Source organism: Flagellimonas flava, assembly GCF_050617915.1.
In the GTDB taxonomy this organism is placed as follows: domain Bacteria; phylum Bacteroidota; class Bacteroidia; order Flavobacteriales; family Flavobacteriaceae; genus Flagellimonas; species Flagellimonas flava_A.
Genome location: NZ_JBODQE010000004.1, coordinates 309,404 through 329,118, shown reverse-complemented (window position 1 = coordinate 329,118; position 19,715 = coordinate 309,404). Strand labels below are relative to the sequence as shown.

Below are 19,715 nucleotides of genomic sequence, written 5' to 3'. Positions count from 1 at the left end.
TTGTGTAAATTAACCGTGATTGATCTTCTCTTAGTATATTTCAATCTGAACCTGTTGTTGGTTTTGGACCCTAATCCTGTTATAAATTTCAATATCCTTATTGACGGCTTCAAAACTTACTGCAATTGCATAAGGGATTTCTTGTTTTAAGTCCTTGTCCCATCCAGCATGTCCAACCACACCTATACCGAAACTCTCGGTCAGTTTGTTGGATTTGACCAGGGCCCAATCTTTTTGATGTACATTGTTGTTCAATTTAACATCACGTATTCCAGCATTGGCCCTATCATTGATGGTCCATGGGATTTTTTCCTCATTTACATTTCTTACAACTTCAACAGGTTCTTCGCTAACCAGCAGCCTTTGTTTGAAAGCCTCCGAACTTTCCCCAAAATTTGAAGAATGCCAATCTGCCCAACCCGAAAAGTAGGAACGAAAACCTACTCGTGTCCGTCTTGGTTTAGCTTTAAAAACCAAGGTCACCTCAATTAAAATATCATAGGAATCACCTGGCCTCCTTAAACTTTCAGGTAATTTCACCTCATAAATATCTGCCTCTTTAGGCACAATTGAGCCGGTTCCTGTCAGCGTTACCCTGTGGTCATTATTGCTAGTGGCCCTCTCCAAATTTGGCATTCCGTATCCGTAGAGCCTTAGGTAGTTCAAGGTCGCCTGTTTTTTAAAAATATCTTCTGGCCATCTGGCCGATTGAATCACAAGAGCCTTGTACAATAGCGCGGATTCTTTTGGCAAAAGGGATTCAAGCGTCGAAAGTATACTGGCCACCCTTGGTGCGCTGAATGAAGAACCTATGCCATCAATGGCGGTTGCTGGGCCGCCATGCATTGTTGATCGGACCAAATGAAGCGAAGTGTCTTGGCGTTGTGACAACAGTTTTTCCTCACTTTCCTTTTCAACCACGTAGTCCCCGCCGTATTCAACCAGCTCGGGTTTTATCGAACCCCATATGCCAAGTCCAGTTCTTGTAAATGATGAGGGATAATCTTTTTGTGCTATTGATTTTACATCCTCATCTTCATAGTGTCCGTGGCTTACTGAACCCACTGTTAACGAAAGCAGACTTTGTGATGGATTGGCAACCCTGGACTTGTTCTCCAACAAAAAACCTGCGTATTCCGTATCTCCTAGTAAATAATTATGGATGGTTTCCTTGGTCAGATTGCCAGAGGGAAGCACAAAAACGATATCTTCATTCCACTGTTCCTGGTCAATGGCTTCTGCCCATTTCGACATCCTGGTGGTTATGTAGCCATACTTGGAAGTTATCGACATGTTGAAGACCCTTGTATTGTATTCTCCATAAAATCGGCCCACTAATTCCTCTACCAAATCTGGGGGATAGAGATATGGGGGCATTTTATTATCCTTATCGAGGACTCGCGCATTTTGGACCCATTTCGACAATTGCAAGGGATTTTGGGTTATAGGAAGTTGGTCGTGAAGAACGGCTCCCGCAACTCGTGTCCCATGCCCACCACGTTCGACGTAATCTGCGGTATCGTCGGGATCTCCCTTAATATAGCTAATGGAATGGGCCGTGGCTATTCCTGGCTCCAACAATGCGTGGTTTTCCTGAATGCCACTATCGATAACGCATACGTTTGGATCTTCCTGCGCCGGACTAAAAATCTCCAACTTTGAATGATCCACCAAACCTTCGTCAAGGGCTACGGCCTGCCTTAAATCATCGTACTCTTCAACCTCAAATAGATACGGATAGTTTAAAACCAAGTCCTTAAGTCCCTTTCCGGATATTTCCATTCGGCATGAAAAACTATCTGCGGACTCAACATAGCTACTGAGTAAGGAAGCTTGATAAGGTTGAATAAAGGCTTCAAGTTCTCCCTGTCGTTGCATGGAGAGTTCATCCTGTTCGATTTGAAAGGCATCCCTTTTTGCTTCCCAACGTGCTATCTTTTCCTGGTATTCCTCTTTGGATATTTTGTCCTTGTCCCAGTTCGGATAGGCCGGAATATGCACATGGCTTGCTATGGCAATATCCACGACAAATAGTTCCGAATCATCGATTTCGTCCCATTTTGCAAGTAGTTCCTTGGATAGGATTCTATCAATCCTCCATTGTTTTCCACTTACTATATCCCAGAGCTGAGCCGCGGTATTCCCGAATTTTCCCTCCTCCTTTAGAAATTTTTCAATTTTATCTTTTAAGGTTCCTAGGTTCAGGTCCGCCGAGGCACCAATTAAAAACCCGTCCTCTTCCTCGGATATGACGTCTATACCAAAAGAGCGAAGTCTGTCCGGATCAAAAACATTGGGATCTACTTGGAGAAATAGGGGTAGGGCTTCGGGTAGCTCCGGCAATCCCAACTCCCTTCTTTTTTTAAGGTTGTCCTGCCAGTACCCAATGATTTCATTTGACTTCTCGTTTAAGCCTTCACCATGCGCTTTTCTGTTTTCCCTATTCTTAATGGTTCGCTCATCTGGGTCATTTACCACTGGCCGCTTGCCCGGACCGTATGGCGAATTGTATGGGTTTGTTAATCTGAAGGGTAAGGGTAGGTGATCAAATGCCATAGATATTCACTACTTGTTTTCATGAAATCTTATAGTTTCATTGATCATTTTGTCAAAACTACTACTCTCGATACCACTGTTGCCATCAATTACCGCGGATTTTATAACATTTTCCGCAATCTTAACGATTTCGGCAGAAGAATAGCCATCCAATTTGTCCAAATATTTCGAAAAATCAATCTCTTTAGGCAACTTGGTTGAAGAAAAAGTCATTTCCAAGAGTCGCAGAATTTCATCTTTTCCCGGTTTTGCGATTTCAATGACTTCGTCAAAACGTCTAAAGACCGCTTTGTCCAGTGAGGTTTCCAGATTGGTGGTTGCCACCAATAACCCCGGAGCATTGTATTCCTCCAGAAGGAAAAGAACCATATTCACCAACCGGTGCATTTCACCAACATCCTGCCCATAGTTTCTGGATTTGGCGATAATGTCAAACTCATCCAAAAGCAGAACGCAAGGCACATGCGTTATGTTATCGAATAGTTTTTTTAGGTTTATCAGGGATTCCCCCAAATAGGAGGAGATGACCGCCTCAAAACGTACTTTATAAAACGGGAGCCCAATGTTCCATGCCAGGCGTTCCGCGCCCATACTTTTGCCGCATCCGGGAGGCCCAAAAAACAATATTTTTTGTTTTGGCCGTAAACCATGCTTGGCCAATCTTGCCCGTGCAACAAATTCTTTTTCAATACGCTGGAATTTGCCCTCGATTTCCTTGGACAGGACCATTTCGTGCCTAAGCTTATCACGTGGTATTTGGACAGCCAACGGAAATTCTTTTGCATTTCCCTTTGCACTGGACCCCGAAAATATGTCCTTGAGCTCCTTGCCCAATTTTTTTGAGGTCTGGAGATTTTCCTCCAAAATTGCACTCAATTGCTTTGATAATACGTGATGTCCCTTTTCCTCCTCGTCCTTGATAATATCATAGGCAACTTTGACGATATCATCTTCGGGATTACCGTCAATACTCCTAAACAGTCTTTTTAAAATATCTTTGTTCAAACCAAGGCAATCTTAAAACAAAACTATGAAATATTACATTCTTTTGGCCAAAAATTATCTCCGACCCCAATCGGCCATAGGTAATTTTAAGTAGATAGATATACTCAAAAACCATGCTAGAAAGTAAAGAAATCTATGCGGATTTAGGGTTATTGGCCACGCAATTTGCCACCATTGAACAGCTCGTACATGATATCTTGGTCAAAATCATCGTCCGAAATGGACACGAAATTGACGATATGTTCGGGATTACCATTGTAAAGGACCAGACTCTCGGCAAGCGCCTGGGACTTCTGGAAGAGTTGAACCACTTCCACAATGACTATTCGAATCCGATTTCCGGATTTATTGCATCTGTCAAGCCCAAAATCAAAATTCGAAACTATTTTATCCATGGGGTTTGGACCATTACAGAAGACTCCATTATGGTGGAGAATAAAAAAATTAAATATAAAAAATTAGATAATGGTAGAAGATGGGAATATGGAGGGGCTAAATTTGTCAAACCAAATGAGTTGAAGAAATTAAACAGCGAATTGGGCGAAATTATCCTTAAAGCCACTAGAATTTTAGAGGATATCGAAAATCATGGGTTTGAGCCATAATGGTATAGCTTGAAAAACCTATGGAACTAGGGAATCCCCCCATTTTTAAAGGTATCCATAAAAGCGTCCTTCGAAATTTTGCGAAAGGTACTCTGATCAAGTACTTTAAATATATGCGGACCAAAATCTAGATATATTGGCATTGATGAAAAATCCCAGCTTTTACGACGGTGTTTCCATCTATAACCGTAGAGTCCTTGGTAACGCTTCATTATATCCCCTTTTTCAATTCTTCTTTGCTGAATTAGGGCCTTTTCCGACGCCTCCCTTCGCTTCTTGGCCTCCTCTTTTAAACCAGCAATCTTAGTCTTGACCTCTTTCTTTTTTCTTTGAAGTTTTTCAGTTTCTGAAATTATTTTTTGCAATTCCTTTTTGGTTTGCACCAAATTCGACTGCAGGAAATTGAGGAATTCAGCTTCCATGGTCTGAAACAATTCCCTCTTTTCTTTCTTTAGGTTTTTACGCTCTTTTCTCAAATGGGAAATTTCTACTCTCAAACCCTCAACAATATCCGAAGGGTCAATAAGGAGATGGTATTTCGGACTTGTTGCCGTCTGCTTGAAATCCCACTCGGAGTTAAAGTATCTTACTTCAGGGAAAAGGGTTCCACCTGATTCTTTTTGGATTGCACAACATCTTTTGAAATTGCGTGGGGCTACTCTGGCACTTCCCACGTATTTGAAATGTTCCATTCCAACAAAGCGACAATCTTCAAGGTCGATGATTTTCTCCAGTTTCTCAGATTTAATAGTTATCACTTCTCCTGAGCTTTTGATTTTGGCCTTCTTTTCCTCATACTCCTTTTTAGCGGTTGGCTTGAATCCCGACTGATGCCTTAGATAAAAGTTGTTGGGCCTAAGGACCTTTCTGAGATGGGTGCCTGGTTTTTTCAATTTCTCTTGCAGCTCGCCAATACTGCCTTTCGTTCGGTTATGTTGCCATTCCAAATCAGAAATTTTCCGTTTTATTTCCTCCAACTCCTTTTTGGCCCCTATTATATGCTCATCTTCGTTTTCAGGGCCTCCCCAATCAATAAGATTACTATATGAATCTTCCATTACGCGCAATTGGTAACGTACCAAACTGTAGATATGAAAATTGTGTTTAAAAGGTTGGGCGTCCAGCAACCATATCATGTCTTCATAGAACTCCTCCCTAATGCGTATGGTTTCAGATGAAATTGAGGAATGTTGTAGTTCCAAGACCGTTCCACTCGGATTTCTTATGTCCGCGATGTGTTGCTCCCCCCATTTTTTGATAATCACTTCCTGCCAATCCAAGGGAAATGCTTTTTTCCATGTGCGATGCCACTCGGATTCTTTTTCACTCCAGCTATCGCAATGTTCCAGCTCCAAATGCTTCCAGTGATGGGTATATATTTCACCACAATAAGCCCGGACTCCTTTCCCACAGTTCGGGCAATAACCCATCGCACCTTTTGTAGGATGTATACTCCCGTTATTTTCATTTAGGGCCCTAAGCACAATTAAAGGATATTACTTTTAGCTATCATGCCTATGTTATGGTTCCAATGTATTCAACCAATTGCGGTATATTCTCATAAATGCCCCTACCGGCCATCGATGCAGTAACCCTGCCCAGCCAATTCATGATTTTTTCCTTGCGACTAGGTGTTCCCTTCGGATTGTCCTTGTCAATCTCCTCAAGTTCCTGAATGGCCTCATCCTCCACGCCCCATTGTTTCAATTGTTCCTTTTGCTCATAGGTAATACTGACCTGGATATCCACTGGACCCACATCTTGACCAGCAACAACGTTTACCGGGTTATTGTTTCCATAAATGTTGGTGTTGACAATATTCTTTACTTTTTCAATGTTTTCTGGGTTAGGGCTATAGTTCTTGTCTATTTCAGGAAATTCATTTTCCAGTTCCTGTAAGGTGTCCAATAGTTTCTGTTTTGTGAGCTCAACAATAGTCGACAATTGTGACTTTCCGATGGTACGCTGTCCTTTTCGGACTTGACCTCCTTGGCCCTTTACAGATTTCTCGTAGAATTTTGCCAAAATTTGCACCATTCCTGCAGGTAGGTGAATGTATCCCACATTGCCTTCCATTTCTGCTATGTGTTGTTCAACAATTGTAATTGGCTCGGTAACCCTATGGTGGTAAATCTCGTTTTTGAGGTCATCGTCGGCGTTATCCGGGAGAACAACGGGAAAATCTCTGACATGCCCATATGGAAATTCAGCGGTCAATTCGATTTCCCCCCAAATCCTTCTGTATTTTGGAAGCAAAGGGTCAAGGGGCTCGTAGCCCAGCAATTCCTTGGCCAACCAGTTTTTGAACGTTTCATTTTTTATTTGATTGGCAATCAGTTTTCCTCTGGTCAAGGCTTTCCCTAGACTAACCTTATCATGGGCCAAATCTATGATGAGTTGATGTATCATGGCTTTTCTCTAATTAATTTATTAAGGGTTTTGTTGCTTTCCACACCATTACAAATTACACAGTTTTACAAATAGAAGTGCATCATTATACAAGAGAATATCAACACCCCCAACTAGGAATAATGCAATCTTTTCAAGGACAGCGTTAATTACTCGCCGAGCATAGCCGGCATAGGCCCAATATCATTACTGCAAATCCCAAAGTTTTCTTTACGCAATTTCCGGCAAGGGCTACTGCTGCCCTTGCTCGAAAATGGCTAAAAACCATGGTCTTTGCCCCAATCATTTTAAGGGGTTTCTAATGGATAAAGCCTGGGTTGTTTTTCGGGGCATCGAAAAACAGGCAGGACATAACCAATTCCATCCCAAACCCTGTTTTGCTGCGGTCGCTTAATTTCCCATACGCTCCCTTGCAAAGGGGTTTATGGGAATTGCTAATGCCCCTGTGGAACTCGTCAAGACCAAGCCGGTTTTGGGCACAAATAAGGTTTCCACTTCCTTGTTTTTAGCCCGTGGGTAAAAACTACGTCGCGTACTCCTCCTGATTTGCTTCCAAAAGTCTTGACAAAACCCACTTTGTCCATTGTGCTGCGCACGGAAGAAATCAAACAAACACCCCTTAAAATGGACAAAAAACAAAAGAAAAAGGTTCACAACAAAAGGGGATTTATTAACCCTGTCCGCGGTAAAATGTGGGCAATTAAATCATTTCATTATGAGCAGTTTTAGAAACCATGTACAGTTGATTGGGAACATCGGGAGCGAACTTACCATCCCCGATTTGGAGAGTGGTAAAAAATTGGTGCGCTTTTCATTGGCCACCAATGAGTATTACCGAAATGGAAAAGGCCAAAAGGTGGAAAGCACGGACTGGCACAACATTGTGGCCTGGGGCAAGACCGCCGAAATCATCGAGAAATACGCTTCCAAGGGGAGTGAGATCGGGGTCATCGGGAAACTCCGTTCCCGAACCTATGAGGGGCATGACGGCAACCAACGCTATGTGACCGAGGTCGTGGCTGACGAAGTCCTTTTGTTGGGGAGCAAAACCAATGGCAGTTCCACGCCAAAAGCAAGTAGCCAAAAGTCCAATGAAAAGGACGGGCAAGAGCAGTCGGACACCGTCAAGAACGGTGGCAAGGGAAGCGATACAGATTCCACAGCGGAAAACGGCAAAGGCAATGTCAAAAAATCGTGATTCGGATTTGGACAAGGGGCGTCCCGCAAAGGGCATCCCTTGTTTATCCCATGTACGATAAAAAGATAGGACACATGAATGCAACAAAATTCAAACGGCAAGCAGAAACCCTTATCGGGGGACTGCAGCACCTTATCAAGAAAATGCCCCAAAAGGGCAATATCCCTGCGGAATGTCAGCGCATAACCTTGTTAGAGGTACTTCATGGATTGGAACGGGCAGTCAATGGCGTGAAGGATGAAGATTTTATAGAGGACAATGACCCTAGAAGCAAATAACAATACTATGGAAAAAGCCATCACTATCAACGAGAACCTGCAGCACTTCCACGGGTCGGAAGTGTTCTACCATATTCCACTCATCCGTACCCACTATACCGAAGGCATCCACTATCTGGCGCAGGCAGCCGATTGCTTTTGGCTCGTTACGGACGCTTCGGTCATTGCCCGTAGCCTTATGGGAAAGAGCCGCTTTATCACCGTGGACTTCAAGATGCACAACGAAAGGGAACGGGAAGAAACGGGCTATGCCGCATCCATTACCTATACCGATGGCAATGGGTTGACCTTCGAGGTACAGCGATACCACCTAACGGATTTTCCCTTGGAAAAACTCCGTCTGTTTTTTGTCAACGGTACTTTGATGCTACCGAGTGAATACTAAAAAAAGTGGAGGGGGGTGCGACATTGCGAACGAAACACCCCCTCTTTTATCATTTTAAAAACCATTGGATGGTAAAACAATGACGATGAAAGTTAACGAAATAAAAGTGAGCTACAAAGAGGGCATCGCCTCCCCGTTTTGGAAAAAGGTGCAATCCTCGCAGGATGCGGCCAAAATCCTGTTTGAACATTGGGATAAGGACACCATCGAATTACAGGAATCCTTCAAAATTTTGTTGCTCAACAACGGCAACAAGGTCAAGGGCATCTATCAACTCTCCACCGGGGGCATTACGGGAACACTCGTGGATTTGCGACTGCTTTTTGGGGTAGCCTTAAAGACCGCGAGTGTTGCCGTGATACTCGGACATTCGCACCCTTCGGGCACCCTAAAACCCAGTGGACCCGATAGGGAACTCACCGCCAAGATTAAGAAAGCGGGCGAGCTGTTGGACATCAGGGTACTTGACCATTTAATCATCGTACCCAGCGGTGATTATTACAGCTTTGCCGATAATGGGCTTCTTTAGAACAAACTCCAAATACAGGTTGGAAACGGGTCATTTTGAAAATGATCCGTTTTTTATACCACTATTTCACTTTGAAAGATTTTCACCCTTTTTGACGAATCGGAAGAAATTCCATAATAATTAATCACCTACCGTCTTAAAATTTGAAAATTCTTCCGTTTTAAATCCTATCGAAGCTACCTTCAGATAAAGCTGAAAATTTTCCCCTGCGGGGGAAAAAGGAATAGCAAGAGGGCAACACGCCAGGGCGGTGTTGCGGTGTTTGCGCCATTGTAAACCTGCGGTTTCCAATGGGTTATGAAATGAGGCAAAAAGGGTCCTTATCCATGGGTTATCCATCATTATCCATGGATTATCCATAGGCCTTTTTTATTATCCATGACCACGCGAAAACCCTTGTCAACACTGCCTTCAGCTATGGATAACGAACCTTGATTTTTACAATGGAAGCGTATGCGAATATAAAATTGGTAAAGGCCACCGCCAAGCGGTTCCGCCGCTATGCGCAAAAGTTGGCCCCTACCCAGTCTGAGGCCTTGGACACACTGATCGATGCCCACCTGAAACTGGCCAAGGAGTCCGGCCAGAAATCCAAGTCCGTCCAGTCGATTATGGACCGCTCCGACACCAATGCGGACCGGATTATCGCCCTGCTGCGCAAGATTGAAAAGGACCAGATCAAGCCCATGTTGGGCATGTTGCAGGTGCTCTTTGGCTACTCCTCCGCACAGGAGCAAAGTGGCCCGAAAAAGGGTCGTTCCAAAGCCGGCGGGCCCATGACCGAAACGGATTTCAAAAAGGCCTTTGCCGTGATCGACCTGAAAGAGGAGAAACTGAAATTGGCCGCCGACCTGGAACTGGCGCGACGTGAAATCCATGGCCTGCTGTCCAAAAAGACAGAGGTGGTAAAGCCGACTCTGGGAAGGCCCTATATCAAATTGCAGCTGTACCCGGAGGAACTGAAGACCCTGATCGCCAAATACAAACCGAAGACCTGACGCCATGTACATTACCATCACAAGACAGCATCCTGACAGTACCTACAATCCCAGTGCCTCCGATTTCGTGGACTATCTCGAAAAGGAAAACGAAGGGAAGCACCCGGAGCTAGCGGGACATTTCTTTGACCAGTACAACGACCGTGTGGATGCCAAGACCGTGGTCAAGGAAATCGATGCCAATACCGCCAAGCTCAAAAAACGGGAACCCAAGTTCTATTCCCTGACCATCAACCCCAGCAAGCGGGAGCTCAGGGCAATAAACAATGATCCGGCGCTGCTCCGCCACTATGTGCGCGAGGTGATGAAGGACTATGCCGCGGCCTTTTACCGGGAGACCCCTGTCCATGTGGACCAGCTGAAGTACTACGCCAAGATCGAGCACGAGCGCACCTATTCGGGCAAGGACCGGGAAATCCAGCAGAACCGCCCCTATGTCGCCAAGATCGCCAAGTTGCGTAACGATATCCGAAAAGTGGAACTGGGCGAGCTCATGGGCGATATCGGCAAACTGGAAAAGGAAATTGCCACACACCAAAAGGAAATGCCCCACCAGGTCGATGGTAAGCCCATTGCGGAGGGGATGAAAAAACAGGGGGAGCAGATGCACGTTCATATCATCATGAGCCGGAAGGATGCCTACAACCGCTACAGCCTATCCCCGGGGAGTAGCTATCGCGAATCGGAGGCCTTGCTCAACGGGGAGGTACGGAAACGTGGCTTCAAGCGGGACCAGTTCTTCGAGGCAGCGGAAAAGACCTTTGACCGGCTCTTTGGCTATGACCGCAACTATGTGGAAAGCTATCAGGGGCGCAAGACCCTAGGTACCAACCCCTACCAGTACTTTGCCAAGATTGCGGGGCTTCCCAAAAATGAAAAGGCCCTGGCATTGAAACTTATGGGAAAGGCAGGGGTCAAACTGCCGTTGCCGCCCCAGATTCCAAAGTCCAAACTGGACCTGATGCTGAAATCTTTGAAAAAAATCAAAAAGGGCATCGACACAGCACGCGGTGCCAGCTCCATTGAAATTTGATGAAGATGCTGAAGCAACTGCTGTTTATGGGTTTGGTAATGCCAATATGGGCCCTAGCCACAACCTACCTTTTGGTGATCGGGGGCACGGTATGGCTCCATCGAAAAACGGACTGGGCCTTTTTGGTGATTTCGGGGTCCTATCTACTTTGGGGGGTGCTACAGTTTGTACTGTTGGGGTCCGGAAACTTTTGGCAATGGATGGCGGTACTGGCGATGCCCTTCCAATTCATCAATCTGGTGGTCTATGCGCTGCCGAGTTTTAAAACGGATCGGGAACGGGTCCCACCCCAGTACAAGGTCCGTCTTGCCCATCGCAACGGCACCCAGACCCTGGAAAACATCCGTCGCGGTGTATCCATCATCGGCTCCGCAGGGAGCGGAAAGACGGAATCGGTGGTCTATGGGCTGTTGCAGCACTTCCAAAAAAACGGTTTCAGTGGGGTCATCCATGATTACAAGCATTTTGAGCTTACCGAACTGGCATGGCCCTTGTTCAAGGATGGGGCCATTCCCTTCCATATCGTCTCCTTTGACAATATCCATGCCCGGGTCAACCCGATCGCGCCAAGATACCTGCCCGATGAGGAATCCGTCAACGAGGTATCCCGGGTCTTATTGGAAAACCTGCTCGAACAGCGGGAATCCACCGTATTCGGTTCCTCCAAGTTCTTCAACGATGCCGTGGAGGGTTTGCTGGGGGGCCTGATGTGGAAGCTAAAGACCCAACATCCCGAGTACTGTACCCTGCCTCATTTGATAGCCGTCTACCAGTACCTGGAGACCCAGGAACTCATCGAATGGCTCTGTAGCAATACCACCTCCAAGGCCATGGCCGATGCTTTTATCTCCGGCCGGTTTTCGGAGCGACAGACCGCAGGGGTGCTCAGCACATTGGCCAATGCCCTGAAAAAGATAAGCACCCAGCGCATTTTTATGGCCCTCTCAGCCGACGAGGTCAATCTGGACGTCAACAATCCCGATCATCCCTCGGTGGTGGCCGTGGTCAACAATCCCAAATATGAGACCGCCTATTCCCCGGTGATCGCCACCATCCTCCACACCATCACCAAACAGATGGCGGTCCGGGACCGGCTGCATTCCTTTATGCTGGTGGAGGAGGCCCCGACGATCCGTTTGATCAATATGCACCGCATCCCTGCCACCCTGCGCAGCTATGGCATCGCCACGGTCTATGTGCTACAGGACAAGGTGCAGAACGACCTGATGTACGGGGAAAGGGCCAGCCGCGCCATTCTCTCGAACCTTTCCTACCAGTTTTTCGGAAAGGCCAACGACCCGGATACGGCCCGGTACTACGAACGTTTCTTCGAATTGGTCAAACGCCCCACCCGGAGCGTGAGCAAGGGCCAAGATCCCTTCCGAAGCGATACCCGCATTACCCGTGGCGAACGGGAGGTGAGCAAGGTACGTTCGGCTGTCTTCTTCCGCTTGAAGCAGGGGGAGTTCATCGCCTTTGCCGATGGACGGGACCGTAAAATCCGATTCCCCATGCCCCAATGGGAGCGAGCACTGCCGCCGCCCAGCTACCCCAACCTGGACAACCGCTTCGAGGCACATTTCGAGCGCATCTACATGGAGGCCCGTGCCCTTTTTCCAGACAAGGGCTGATCTTTAGGGATTTACCTCGGTCATGACAAGGCGTGCGAGTCAGACAACGCACTTCCTTTTTGTATAGTTCCAAAACCACAATGAAACCTTCGGGCCACCCGATGGCCACGGTCCCCTTTTGTTGGGCGCAAAGCTTGGAAACCTTTCGGAAACGCTGCCAATGGGCAGTTTTTTTATTTCATCGTGGGAGAGATGGCACCTCCCGTCTGCCATTACACCTTGAATCTAGGGCTTATTCCGAAGGGCGGTTTCCTTTTGCATGCGCCGAAAAGGGGCCAGCGCCATCCCACGGATGGGCACCCCGAAAACAAAGTTTCATCTTAAATTTTTCTATTATGGAAACACAAACAAAAGCCCGGTTGCGGACCCTGCCCCTGCAGGACATCGCCATCGGCTCGTCGAACCCCCGAAAGGTCTTTGACACCGAGGCCCTCAAGGAACTAACCCAGAGCATCCTGGAAAAGGGCATCTTGCAACCACTATTGGTACGTCCCCATAAAAAGGGCTATCAACTGGTCTGTGGGGAACGCCGATTGAAGGCCGCGACCCTAGCCAAATTGACCGAGGTGCCCGTACAGGTACGGGAGCTGACTGATGAAGAGGTACTGGAGGTACAGCTCATCGAGAACCTGGAACGGGAGGACGTCCACCCCCTCCAAGAGGCGGAGACACTCCAACACATGTTGGACACCGAGAAATACACCCTGGGTGACCTGGCCTCCAAACTGGCCAAGTCCGAGACCTTTATCATCCAGCGACTGAGCCTGAACCAATTGGTCAAGATCTGGAAAGATGCCTTTCTGAAAGATCACATCAATTTGGTCAAGGCACTAATCGTGGCACGATTGACCAAGGATGGTCAAAAGGAACTGGCCGAAAATGCCATGGACCATGTGGGCGGTATCAAGTCCAAGGCGGCACTGGAGAAATTCATTGAACGACAGATCAGCCGGAAATTGGAACAGGCACCTTTCGATGTCTGCAATGAAAATCTGGTCAAAAAGGCAGGACCGTGTACCACCTGCAACAAACGCTCCGGTGCCAACGAACGGCTGTTCCCCGACATTGAGGCCGATGACCAGTGCTTTGACAAGACCTGCCACGAACTGAAAGTACAGGCACATCTGATGGCGCGGGCCAAAGAAATCGTAAACGGTGCAGAACCCGTATATTTCATCTACAGCCCCTATGCGGATGAACTGCCCAGGGGCTTGGTAAAACTGCTCGAAAAGCACAATATCAAACTGTTGGAGCAGTATGAGGATTTTGAGCTCCATGGCAGCGATGACCAGGCCAAGGAGGGACTATGGCTCAACGGTTCCGGTAAGGGCCACCCGGAAAAGATCTTTCTGCCCCAAAGGTCCAGGGGCAAGATGCAGGAACTCCCACCAAAGGAGCGGATCGCACGCATTGAACAACGTGCGGCACGTGCCTTGGAACTGGACGCCGAAAAGGTCCAGAAGCGTATCATTGAATCCCTTGCCGAGGTTGAGGAACTCCACAAATTGGGAAAACTACCAATACAGCCTATGGATACCGTGCTATTACGGCTCTGGCTCTGGAACACGGCACCTTGGGATGTACAGGAAACCTTGTGCAAGGCCTTCAAATGGAGCTCCAACGTGGCCAACAAAACCATGCTGCAGCGTTTGGAAAAGTTGACCGAAGCACAAGTAGCCCATTTGGTACGGCTCACCGTATTTGCCAAATGGAGGCACAGTCTCCCGAATTTCATCGAGGGCATGGCCCTCAGGAAATTTGCCGAAGCGGTTTCCTCGGTGCCCATCAAGGACATCGAAAAGGAACAGCGACAGGTGGCCCGGAAGCGGATTAAACGCACCAAGGAGCGTATCCAAAAGCTCAAGGAGCAATGTTGAATTGAACCAAAGGCCCTCGGCAACGGGGGCTTTTACAAAACCCTTGACAGATATGAACACCCTCCCGGAAAATATGTGCAAAACTAATCGGATGGCCTCCAAATTGGGCGTGGTTTTGGATTTCCGTATTGTACCTTTAATTGATTCAGCAAAATCAACATGCCATGTATTTCAACAATGCACAGTGTGATGTCTATATCGGTCGGGGTGCCGGAAAGAAGCTCATGTCGGAAATGGCCTCGGCCCAGACATCCGTTCGTATTGTTTCCCCTTTCCTTTCCGAGCACTTGATAGGGGGACTGGAGGAACTCCATGAAAAGGGAATCCAAGTGGAACTCATCACCGTGGAAGGAAACTCCCATAGGGAACATGAAGCGTTGGCCGCATTATTCCAGCAGCATGTCCATGTGGATGGCACCGCCCGTAACCGGAGGAAACGGATACGGATGGCATTGCACATGGGCTATGCCTTTGTGGGATTGGGAATGGTATGCGGCTGGTACTTTCTTAGTCAACAGTTGGTGGTCGCCATGCTTTACCTCCTGGCTGGGATGGGTATTTTGGGCTTATCGCTCGTATTGCTCCGGAAGGCCATTCGAAACATCCGAATCTATTCGTATTCCTATGCTTCAAATTTCCCCTTAAAGGTCATTCGGAACTATGATGGACATGGGCAACGGACCACCTACCTGCACAGCAAGATATATATCATTGATGATCAAATTGCCTATCTGGGGTCTCTCAACTTCACCTACAGCGGTACGGAAAGCAACTATGAGACCCGGGTACGGTTGACCGATAGGGAATCGGTATGCAAGATTGTGGAGGAATTCCGGTACCTGATGGACGAGGCACCATTTCCCGAATCGGATTTCAGTGTGTTGGCTATTCAGTATTTTAGAGAGCCCATAAATTGATTCCAAAACGATAGCCAAACCCGGTTCAAGCAATTCCTATTTCCCAAAAAATACCTCAATTCCTTACTTTTAAGGTGGTAAAAATTAATGCAGGAAAGATACAGCATTGGCTTTTGGTCCACAGTATTTAAAAGTTAGAAAAGGTGCAAATAAATGATGACGAAATAATTGCGGCGCTCAATCGTTCAGGGTATTTTCTAGAATCAAGGGTACTTGAGGTATTGGCTCAAAATGGATACAAAAACTTCCCCAATCAAACGTATCCTGATTCCATAACGGAAAAATCCAGGGAAATAGACATTTATTCCGAAGCTCCGAGAATCACGGAGAACATAAGCATCAATCAGCATCTACATTTTGAATACCAATTCAGATTGGTTATTGAATGCATCAATAATATTCAACCAGTCGCTTTCTTTAAAAGACCAGATAAAGATTCTCATTCGATTTTTGGTAAATTTTATTATTGTAAAATGGAAAGGGAATTGGTTGAAAAATATAAGGGAACACCACCTGATTTTCAATTTAATACCTATACAACCAAATCAAAACATTTCCATTACAACCAGATTCCAAAGAACACACAATATTGCTCATTCTCACTTAAAAAGGGGAGTAAAAAGGAATGGATGGCATCGCATCCCGATGCGCTCCATGACACCTTCAGCAAACTAATGGACTTCTCACAATATGATATACGGAAAATAGGTGAATGGATGCCCAGATCCGCTTGGAGAGATGAGGTTTTTACCGTGATGCTTTTCCCACTATTGGTACTTCAAAACGACCTGATTGAGGTCAGTGAAAATGAAGGTAAAATCGAAATCGAAAAGAAAAAGCACATAATTTTTGATTTTAAAAAGCATTCCGATTCAAAAAATGGACTATTAATTGATGTGATTACTGAAGATTTTCTCCCGGAATACCTAAAAAGGGTTGAAGTAAGTATGACCGAACTAAAAGATGAAATGGTATGCTTTTATACTCAAAGGGAGATTGTTGAAAAGGACCCGAAAAAATAGAAGGTATCTTCAAAAATAAATGATTTTTACCGATTTAGCACCAAACTTCGATTCCCGTTTTTTTCATTAAACTCAACCATTAACCTTTCGGAGTCTCCCAGGGTAAACTTGGGCAATACATACACAAAACCCTGTTTTTGGCCTTTTCGTACGACCTCGGGGAACAGATATTTAAAAATGGGGTTCAATTTCAATTTCTGATGGGAGGACCTTTTATTTTTTTTGCCATTGACCTGATAGATTTCCAAAGTGTCCAGTTCGAAGTCGATTTCCGAGCGGTTCTGGATTTCCAGTTCGATGTAGACCTTGTTTCCATGATAAAAAAGCTCTTTCAATCGAATTATCAGACCATTCTTGCGCTTGGTCTTTAGGTTTCCCGTTTTTCGTCCCAAAATATATTCTGCGCCCTTTGCCATCATTTCTTTTTCGGGATCGATTCGCTTGGTCCTTTGAATTATGGGAATGGAATCCCGTGCCGGAGTAACAGAAAACACTTTAGTTTCCGTTTCCTTACCGATGCTTTCACCCATCTTGATAAAGCGATGGGTTTCCAATAGACGTTTACTGTAAGCTAGGACATAGGAATAGGCACGACCGTCCTCCGTCAATACTAACAAGTTGCTTTCGCTCCCCATATTGGCCTGCAAGAGCCCAAAATGCTGCCCACTATCCCTGTTGTAGCTGAAGGTAAAATGCTCGGCTCCGGTCACGGCCTGTCGAATCGGACTTGGAAAGAAAAGTACAACCACATGGCTATCGTTGGCAAGCAGAACCTCTTGGGCAGTCCCATTTATTGTTGAAAGCATTAGAAGAAAAAGTAAAACTGATTTTTTCATGGTTTTGGAATTATTGGGGCTCAGCCCCCTTTTAGGATAAGTTGATATTGGTTTCTGACGGTCACCCGCACATTGCGGTTGTTGCGTCTAAAGACCTGTTTGATGCCCCCGACCTGAGGCATGCCCGGAACATTGATATCCTGGACCACGTCGTCCAGCACCTCGCGTTGTGCCTCCGCCCGGAAACTGTTCCGTATATAGATACCCTCGTTCCCGTCCAAAAGGTCATAGGCCTTCAAGGATACCTTTCGGTGTTCGATATTGGTGATGTCGAGCAGTACACGATTCGGTTGGAAAGTAATAAACCCATAGACCAGAGTGTTGCGGGGAACCACCTCACCACCGATTTCCGCATCCACCGCGAGACGCAGTTCTAAACGCTCATTTTGTCGAATGGTCTGCTCCCCGTTCACCTCCACGACGATAAAGGCATCGGTCGATGGTAAATCCAAATCTGCTTCCGGAGTCGCCGTTGTCGGTACCGAATTAAAAAAGGCCGCGTGGGCCTGAGAGAAATCCCTTGTTTCCCGAACCTCATTTTTTGATGGTGCCCTGGATTTGATTCCGATTTGATAGGTGTTTGGTACGCCTTTTTCCGGGACCTGGGTATAGTTGATACGTCCATGGCGGTAGATGCTGTCCACCAGTTTCTGCCGCCGTTTCTCCTCCAGGTCAGGGTCGTACAGACCCGTGGAATCGATATCGGAGTACACACTAGGGGCGGTCTTCTCCTTTTCCTCCTTGACGTCATTTACAGCTTCCAATTTGGAGCTGTACTCCTTTTGCCGCTCTTCCAATGTTGGTACCTCTGTCTGTAGGAGTTCCTCCTGGGCACTGTCGTCCTTGGCCACTGCGGTCACATAATACCCGACCATCAAGAAGATGACGGCAACGATGACTGCTATAAAAATGATTTTGTTATTGTGAGCTTTCATATTACTTGGGTATATCTTCGTTTTCCAGTTTCCGTAGGGACTTTTCAAAGAAATCGGTAATCAACAGTCCATGGGTGTTGTTGGGGAAATGGCGATCCACATGGATGAGCTTTCCGGTGGTGACCAAACGGTAGCGGTCCGTAACGGTTCCACGATCAATTTCAAAACAGGTCTCCACTTGAAAACCATAGGGCTCGTTTGACATTTCCAACTGAATCCTTATTTCGATGATTTTTTCCACCAAAGAATATTGCAAGAGGCGATTATAAACCCCATCAGCCCTTTTCTGGCGGTATGCCTCATCCACGGAACCGTCGCCCAACCACAAGGCCTTTTCCAAGTTCCTTTCATAGTTGCTCTCGTCAATGCCATAAAAATATTGGTGGAAAAGCTGAAGGTGGGAACGGGCCTCCACCTCCAGGTTCTCCCTCTGGGTGACGAGCTTCAAAGGGATGACCGAGCCGTCTGTATTGACCGCAAAGGCACTTTCCAAGAGTGTCTGTTGTGCCCGGTGTGCTGTCCAGAGCGAAAATCCGCTCGTTAGCAGGCACAGTGTTGTGACCGCTATGACAACAAAGCGATTGAGCCTTAGAATCTCGCTGATGTTTTTGTAAGTTGCTTTCATTTTATCTTTTATTGATTAATGTCAATTATCGACTGGTTTAGCCACTGGAAAAAAGGCGAAAGGTGAAACTGGTCGCACGTTTATAGAGCTTGAACTTGAGCAGGATGACAAAACCGACTCCGGCCAGTTCAATGATCGGAGCAAAGAGCTGGCTCCCAAAGTCCGTCCCGAACAGGTTGGGCCAAAAATTGTCCGTGACCTCTTGGTAGAGCTCGTTCACAAAGACATTGACCAAGAAAAAGGCGGGCACGATCATGTAGACCGCGGCGTAGAGCCTGAAAAAGTGATAGCCCATCTCCCTGAACTTTTCAAATACCGCCATGCTGATGACCAAGGGAAAGAAGGCTTGCATCACGCCCAAAAGGAAATAACGCTCTGCGAGGAACAGCGGATAGATGAATAGGTCCAAGATCCACAGTATCAATCCACCTGCATATGCTAGGGTTCTAAGCCCAAAAAAGGGGGTGGCCAGCCATTCGTACAGGAGGGCCATCGCCCTTGCCGTGGCATCCAGAAGGCCCGTACTCTCCTCCTCGATGGCCAGTTCCTGCAACTGTAATGGAACCAGGATTGGGGCCGTATCCCGGTACTGACCTTCTATAGCCACCAAAATGGCATCGAAGGCATCGAGTACTTCTGTGGAAAAGATGACAACCAAGACCACTGCAAAGTTCTTGATCAGATCGGTCGGTGTCAGCCCCCAGGTCATACCTTCACGATTCGCCCCACCCTCATAGTATTTTTTAAGGATGTTGACCAGAAAGAACAGTACGGCCAGGGCCTTCATGCCCCCTATGGCATAGGTTGCAAAGTTGCTGTCCTTGATGGTCTGGAAGACCGTATCCACATATTCGAGGCCGATGGATAGGAACATTT

At 46.5% G+C, this 19,715-nt stretch carries 19 protein-coding genes; 11 read left to right on the top strand and 8 right to left on the bottom strand.

All coding sequences use genetic code 11. The annotated features are described in order from the left end of the window. Window positions 1-30: 30 nt before the first annotated feature. Window positions 31-2,556: a S8 family peptidase gene (locus tag ACRHOZ_RS12745; RefSeq protein WP_431126203.1), complete on the bottom strand. Its 2,526-nt coding sequence runs from the start codon at window positions 2,554-2,556 to the stop codon at window positions 31-33. 9 nt (window positions 2,557-2,565) lie between these two features. Beyond that, window positions 2,566-3,561, bottom strand: a complete 996-nt coding sequence (locus ACRHOZ_RS12740; protein WP_431126201.1) for an AAA family ATPase — start codon at window positions 3,559-3,561, stop codon at window positions 2,566-2,568. Window positions 3,562-3,674: 113 nt separating this feature from the next. Here ACRHOZ_RS12740 and ACRHOZ_RS12735 point away from each other — a divergent pair, with 113 nt between their 5' ends. Then, a complete protein-coding gene (locus ACRHOZ_RS12735; RefSeq protein WP_431126199.1) occupies window positions 3,675-4,166 on the top strand; it encodes a hypothetical protein in 492 nt (163 codons plus the stop codon). A 26-nt stretch (window positions 4,167-4,192) separates the two neighbouring features. On the opposite strand, the gene ACRHOZ_RS12730 is transcribed toward ACRHOZ_RS12735, so the two are convergent. After that, window positions 4,193-5,650: a hypothetical protein gene (locus ACRHOZ_RS12730; protein WP_431126197.1), complete on the bottom strand. Its 1,458-nt coding sequence runs from the start codon at window positions 5,648-5,650 to the stop codon at window positions 4,193-4,195. 31 nt (window positions 5,651-5,681) lie between these two features. Continuing rightward, the gene (locus ACRHOZ_RS12725; protein ID WP_431126195.1) at window positions 5,682-6,575 is read right to left on the bottom strand and encodes a hypothetical protein; all 894 of its coding nucleotides are present in this window, start codon (window positions 6,573-6,575) and stop codon (window positions 5,682-5,684) included. A 715-nt stretch (window positions 6,576-7,290) separates the two neighbouring features. Between ACRHOZ_RS12725 and ACRHOZ_RS12720 the strand changes: the two genes are divergently transcribed. The 10 genes from ACRHOZ_RS12720 to ACRHOZ_RS12675 all read left to right on the top strand — a co-directional run bounded on the left by ACRHOZ_RS12720 (window position 7,291) and on the right by ACRHOZ_RS12675 (window position 16,443). Continuing rightward, the gene (locus ACRHOZ_RS12720; RefSeq protein ID WP_431126193.1) at window positions 7,291-7,773 is read left to right on the top strand and encodes a single-stranded DNA-binding protein; all 483 of its coding nucleotides are present in this window, start codon (window positions 7,291-7,293) and stop codon (window positions 7,771-7,773) included. Between the two features lie 74 nt (window positions 7,774-7,847). After that, a complete protein-coding gene (locus ACRHOZ_RS12715; RefSeq protein WP_431126191.1) occupies window positions 7,848-8,051 on the top strand; it encodes a hypothetical protein in 204 nt (67 codons plus the stop codon). Between the two features lie 7 nt (window positions 8,052-8,058). Next, a complete protein-coding gene (locus ACRHOZ_RS12710; protein ID WP_431126189.1) occupies window positions 8,059-8,436 on the top strand; it encodes a DUF6876 family protein in 378 nt (125 codons plus the stop codon). Window positions 8,437-8,515: 79 nt separating this feature from the next. After that, a complete protein-coding gene (locus ACRHOZ_RS12705; protein ID WP_431126187.1) occupies window positions 8,516-8,965 on the top strand; it encodes a JAB domain-containing protein in 450 nt (149 codons plus the stop codon). A 443-nt stretch (window positions 8,966-9,408) separates the two neighbouring features. Further along, entirely contained in the window at window positions 9,409-9,963 is a 555-nt protein-coding gene (locus ACRHOZ_RS12700) for a BfmA/BtgA family mobilization protein (protein ID WP_431126185.1), read from the top strand. Window positions 9,964-9,967: 4 nt separating this feature from the next. Further along, on the top strand, window positions 9,968-10,996 hold the full coding sequence (gene mobB / locus ACRHOZ_RS12695; RefSeq protein ID WP_431126183.1) for a MobB family relaxase: 1,029 nt from the start codon (window positions 9,968-9,970) through the stop codon (window positions 10,994-10,996). A gap of 5 nt (window positions 10,997-11,001) precedes the next feature. Then, on the top strand, window positions 11,002-12,627 hold the full coding sequence (locus ACRHOZ_RS12690) for a type IV secretory system conjugative DNA transfer family protein (RefSeq protein ID WP_431126181.1): 1,626 nt from the start codon (window positions 11,002-11,004) through the stop codon (window positions 12,625-12,627). Between the two features lie 335 nt (window positions 12,628-12,962). After that, on the top strand, window positions 12,963-14,504 hold the full coding sequence (locus ACRHOZ_RS12685; protein ID WP_431126179.1) for a ParB/RepB/Spo0J family partition protein: 1,542 nt from the start codon (window positions 12,963-12,965) through the stop codon (window positions 14,502-14,504). Between the two features lie 164 nt (window positions 14,505-14,668). Further along, window positions 14,669-15,421, top strand: a complete 753-nt coding sequence (locus ACRHOZ_RS12680; RefSeq protein ID WP_431126176.1) for a phospholipase D-like domain-containing protein — start codon at window positions 14,669-14,671, stop codon at window positions 15,419-15,421. A gap of 143 nt (window positions 15,422-15,564) precedes the next feature. Continuing rightward, window positions 15,565-16,443 (top strand): hypothetical protein, encoded by an 879-nt coding sequence (locus ACRHOZ_RS12675; protein ID WP_431126174.1) that lies wholly within the window; start codon window positions 15,565-15,567, stop codon window positions 16,441-16,443. A gap of 26 nt (window positions 16,444-16,469) precedes the next feature. Here ACRHOZ_RS12675 and ACRHOZ_RS12670 read toward each other — a convergent pair whose 3' ends face one another. From ACRHOZ_RS12670 to ACRHOZ_RS12655, 4 genes are read right to left on the bottom strand one after another with little or no spacing between them, the layout of a single operon-like run. Continuing rightward, window positions 16,470-17,279 (bottom strand): DUF4138 domain-containing protein, encoded by an 810-nt coding sequence (locus ACRHOZ_RS12670; RefSeq protein ID WP_431126172.1) that lies wholly within the window; start codon window positions 17,277-17,279, stop codon window positions 16,470-16,472. Between the two features lie 20 nt (window positions 17,280-17,299). Then, entirely contained in the window at window positions 17,300-18,214 is a 915-nt protein-coding gene (gene traM, locus ACRHOZ_RS12665; protein ID WP_431126170.1) for a conjugative transposon protein TraM, read from the bottom strand. A 1-nt stretch (window position 18,215) separates the two neighbouring features. After that, the gene (locus tag ACRHOZ_RS12660) at window positions 18,216-18,839 is read right to left on the bottom strand and encodes a conjugal transfer protein TraK (protein WP_431126168.1); all 624 of its coding nucleotides are present in this window, start codon (window positions 18,837-18,839) and stop codon (window positions 18,216-18,218) included. A gap of 37 nt (window positions 18,840-18,876) precedes the next feature. Next, window positions 18,877-19,713, bottom strand: a complete 837-nt coding sequence (locus ACRHOZ_RS12655) for a hypothetical protein (protein WP_431126166.1) — start codon at window positions 19,711-19,713, stop codon at window positions 18,877-18,879. Window positions 19,714-19,715: the final 2 nt, after the last annotated feature.

Coding starts and splice junctions, on each gene's coding strand:
- ACRHOZ_RS12745 (WP_431126203.1), bottom strand. CDS start 2,556: ATGGCATTTGATCACCTACCCTTACCCTTCAGATTAACAAACCCATAC.
- ACRHOZ_RS12735 (WP_431126199.1), top strand. CDS start 3,675: ATGCTAGAAAGTAAAGAAATCTATGCGGATTTAGGGTTATTGGCCACG.
- ACRHOZ_RS12725 (WP_431126195.1), bottom strand. CDS start 6,575: ATGATACATCAACTCATCATAGATTTGGCCCATGATAAGGTTAGTCTA.
- ACRHOZ_RS12720 (WP_431126193.1), top strand. CDS start 7,291: ATGAGCAGTTTTAGAAACCATGTACAGTTGATTGGGAACATCGGGAGC.
- ACRHOZ_RS12715 (WP_431126191.1), top strand. CDS start 7,848: ATGAATGCAACAAAATTCAAACGGCAAGCAGAAACCCTTATCGGGGGA.
- ACRHOZ_RS12710 (WP_431126189.1), top strand. CDS start 8,059: ATGGAAAAAGCCATCACTATCAACGAGAACCTGCAGCACTTCCACGGG.
- ACRHOZ_RS12705 (WP_431126187.1), top strand. CDS start 8,516: ATGACGATGAAAGTTAACGAAATAAAAGTGAGCTACAAAGAGGGCATC.
- ACRHOZ_RS12700 (WP_431126185.1), top strand. CDS start 9,409: ATGGAAGCGTATGCGAATATAAAATTGGTAAAGGCCACCGCCAAGCGG.
- mobB (WP_431126183.1), top strand. CDS start 9,968: ATGTACATTACCATCACAAGACAGCATCCTGACAGTACCTACAATCCC.
- ACRHOZ_RS12690 (WP_431126181.1), top strand. CDS start 11,002: ATGCTGAAGCAACTGCTGTTTATGGGTTTGGTAATGCCAATATGGGCC.
- ACRHOZ_RS12685 (WP_431126179.1), top strand. CDS start 12,963: ATGGAAACACAAACAAAAGCCCGGTTGCGGACCCTGCCCCTGCAGGAC.
- ACRHOZ_RS12680 (WP_431126176.1), top strand. CDS start 14,669: ATGTATTTCAACAATGCACAGTGTGATGTCTATATCGGTCGGGGTGCC.
- ACRHOZ_RS12670 (WP_431126172.1), bottom strand. CDS start 17,279: ATGAAAAAATCAGTTTTACTTTTTCTTCTAATGCTTTCAACAATAAAT.
- traM (WP_431126170.1), bottom strand. CDS start 18,214: ATGAAAGCTCACAATAACAAAATCATTTTTATAGCAGTCATCGTTGCC.
- ACRHOZ_RS12660 (WP_431126168.1), bottom strand. CDS start 18,839: ATGAAAGCAACTTACAAAAACATCAGCGAGATTCTAAGGCTCAATCGC.
- ACRHOZ_RS12655 (WP_431126166.1), bottom strand. CDS start 19,713: ATGTTCCTATCCATCGGCCTCGAATATGTGGATACGGTCTTCCAGACC.